This is a genomic window from Xenorhabdus innexi, from assembly GCF_002632485.1.
Classification (GTDB): Bacteria; Pseudomonadota; Gammaproteobacteria; order Enterobacterales; family Enterobacteriaceae; genus Xenorhabdus; species Xenorhabdus innexi.
Window position 1 is genome coordinate 1 of sequence record NZ_NIBU01000136.1, and the last position, 2,707, is coordinate 2,707.

Annotated in this window: 3 protein-coding genes; all 3 read left to right on the plus strand. The window is 51.9% G+C overall.

The window, feature by feature from the left end; translation table 11 throughout:
* Positions 1-634: type VI secretion system baseplate subunit TssK (gene tssK, locus Xinn_RS20380; protein ID WP_099137789.1), on the plus strand; the 634-nt coding region annotated here is incomplete at its 5' end.
* Between the two features lie 8 nt (positions 635-642).
* On the plus strand, positions 643-1,869 hold the full coding sequence (locus Xinn_RS20385; protein ID WP_086953327.1) for a DotU family type VI secretion system protein: 1,227 nt from the start codon (positions 643-645) through the stop codon (positions 1,867-1,869).
* 10 nt (positions 1,870-1,879) lie between these two features.
* Positions 1,880-2,707: type VI secretion protein IcmF/TssM N-terminal domain-containing protein (locus Xinn_RS20390; RefSeq protein ID WP_280176158.1), on the plus strand; the 828-nt coding region annotated here is incomplete at its 3' end.

Sequence of the window (2,707 nt, forward strand, 5' to 3'; positions counted from 1 at the left end):
TGGTCAGGTCAGCCACATCCGCCAGATAGCCTTGCTGCATCCGGAACGGTTGTTCAGTGAGTGGCTGCAATTTGCCACCGAACTGGCAACGTTTTCCCAACACCGCATCCCGGATGAAAATCTGCCCGGCTATGACCATGACAACCTGACCCGGTGTTTTAATCAACTGATGTTCCTGCTGCGTCAGGGGCTGTCCATTATTATGGAAGAGCACGCCATCCAGTTGCCGCTGACCGAATATTCGCATGGGCTGAATATCGCCACCCTGCCGCATGCCAATATGGTGCAGACATTCAGCTTTATTCTGGCGATCCATGCCGAGGTTGCCAATGACACCCTGATGAGCCACTTTCCGGCACAGATGAAAATTGCCCCTGTTGGTCGCATTCGTGAATTAGTGCAGTTGCAGTTACCCGGCATTCCCCTACGCGCTTTACCCGCTGTGCCACGGCAAATTCCCTGGCACTCCGGCTATGTCTATTTCGAACTGGAAAAAGAGGGCGAGTTATGGAAACAGATGGATAAAGCTGGGGGATTTGCCCTGCATCTGGCGGGAGAGTTTCCCGGTTTACAGATGGAGTTTTGGGCTGTCCGTGATCAGCCTAATGTACGTGACCAGCCTAAACAGAGGTAACGAGACCGATGACGAAACCAGCCACTCAGCAGACTGATCCGACATGGTTTTTTGATGAAACGCGTGACAATCCGTTGGTGGCAGCAGCCAATCCACTGCTGAATACCCTGCCCAAACTCCGGCATACCACCATCCATCCTGATCCGGCTGCATTGCGGCAACATTTGATCGAGGAAATCCGACGCTTTGAAGTGGCCTGCCAACAGGCAGAGCAACCCTATGAAGTGATTATCGGTGCACGTTATTGCCTGTGCACCGCCTTAGACGAAGCCGCCGCCCTGACTCCATGGGGCAGCCGCAGTGTCTGGTCAGGCAGCGGATTACTGGTCACATTCCACAATGAAACCTGGGGCGGGGAAAAATTTTTTCAACTGCTGGCCAAATTATCCCAAAGCCCCAAAGAGCATCTGTGGCTGCTGGAATTGCTTAACTTTTGCCTCCTGCTCGGCTTTGAAGGACGCTACCGGATCATGGATAATGGTCGCTCTCAGCTGGAAACGCTGAAGCAACGTCTGTACCAGTTAATCCATTCTATCCGGGGCCACTATCCGGCGGCGCTGTCCCCCAGTCTGCAACTACTCAACAGACCCCATCCCCGCTGGAAGCCGTTTTTACCACTGTGGGTTGGCATACTCCTGCTGGGCTTTCTAGGCTGTCTGTTGTATATCGGCCTGAACTGGCGACTGGAAAATGTCACAACCCCGGTTTTATCCGCCATCTATAAGATCCATCTACCCGAGGTGCCCGAGAAAAAAATAGCGCCGCCACCGCCAATGCCGCCGAAAGAGAAGCCGTTAAATCTCAAAAGTCGGTTACAGCCTGAAATCGATGCCGGACTCTTGACCGTGACGATGAATGATAAGGATGTGATTACGCTGGAAGGGGATGGGCTATTCCGGTCGGGATCAGCCCGAATCAAGAAAAATGATTTATACATCATCAAGCGCATTGCCGAAGAGATCAACCATAACTCCGGTGACATTTTAGTTGTCGGCTATACCGATAACGTCCCCATTTATTCGTCGTCCTTTAAATCCAATTACGCGTTATCACTGGCCAGAGCCAAATCAGTTCAAAAAGAACTCCAGCGATATCTGGATCAGCCGGAACGCGTCAAAGTAGCCGGTAAAGGGGCCAGCGATCCCTTAGTCCCCAATGACTCGCCCGCAAACCGCGCCAAAAACAGACGGGTCGAAATCACGCTGTTAGTTTCTCCTGATGCCCAATTAAGGTGAGGAAACTCAGATGGGAAAGGTGCTTCTTTCGATTATCACCAGCCGACTGACCTGGAGTTTTATCGGGTTCACACTGCTGGCCCTCATTATCGGTTTCTGGGGGCCGATTATTGCGGTTGGGGATATCGTTCCGTTTAAATCACTGGCAATACGGGTTGCCACCATTATCGCACTCTATTTTGCCTGGGTCTTCAGTGTACTTGTTCCCTACCTATACCGGCGCTGGCTGAATAAAAAACTGGCTCAGCAGCTGAACAGGATTACCGATAGCGGTTCAGAAAAAGTACAGGAAGATCTCACCAATACACCATACCTGACCCTGTCCGAACGGTTTACGGATGCCCGAAAGTTATTGCGCAAGGCTTATTTCTCCGGCCTACAGGGGAACAATAAACCCGGCCTGCGCGGCTTTTTCAGCCGCCAGTATCTGTACCAGTTACCCTGGTATCTGGTTATCGGGGCACCGGGCTCTGGTAAGACCACGGCACTGGCGAATTCCGGCCTGAATTTTCCCTTATTAGATTATTTCGGCAAATCCGCCCTGTACAGTCTACAGGACAGGCAGAGCTGTAACTGGTGGTTCACCACGGAAGCCGTTCTGCTGGATACTGCCGGACACTATACGATCCCCGATAACCCAGCTCAATCGTCCCATATCAGAGAATGGAAGACCTTCATTCACCTGCTGAAAAAATACCGGCCCCGTCAGCCCATCAACGGGGTTATCCTGACGCTCAGCGTGGAAGACCTGCTGAATCCCTCGGCAGAAGCCCGTGATCAACACGCCTATCTGTTACGCAGGCGTTTATCCGAACTCCATGAAAAATTTAAGATCACC

What these genes read in the sequence shown, in the direction of transcription:
- Xinn_RS20385 (WP_086953327.1), top strand. Translation starts at nt 643, where the DNA reads ATGACGAAACCAGCCACTCAGCAGACTGATCCGACATGGTTTTTTGAT.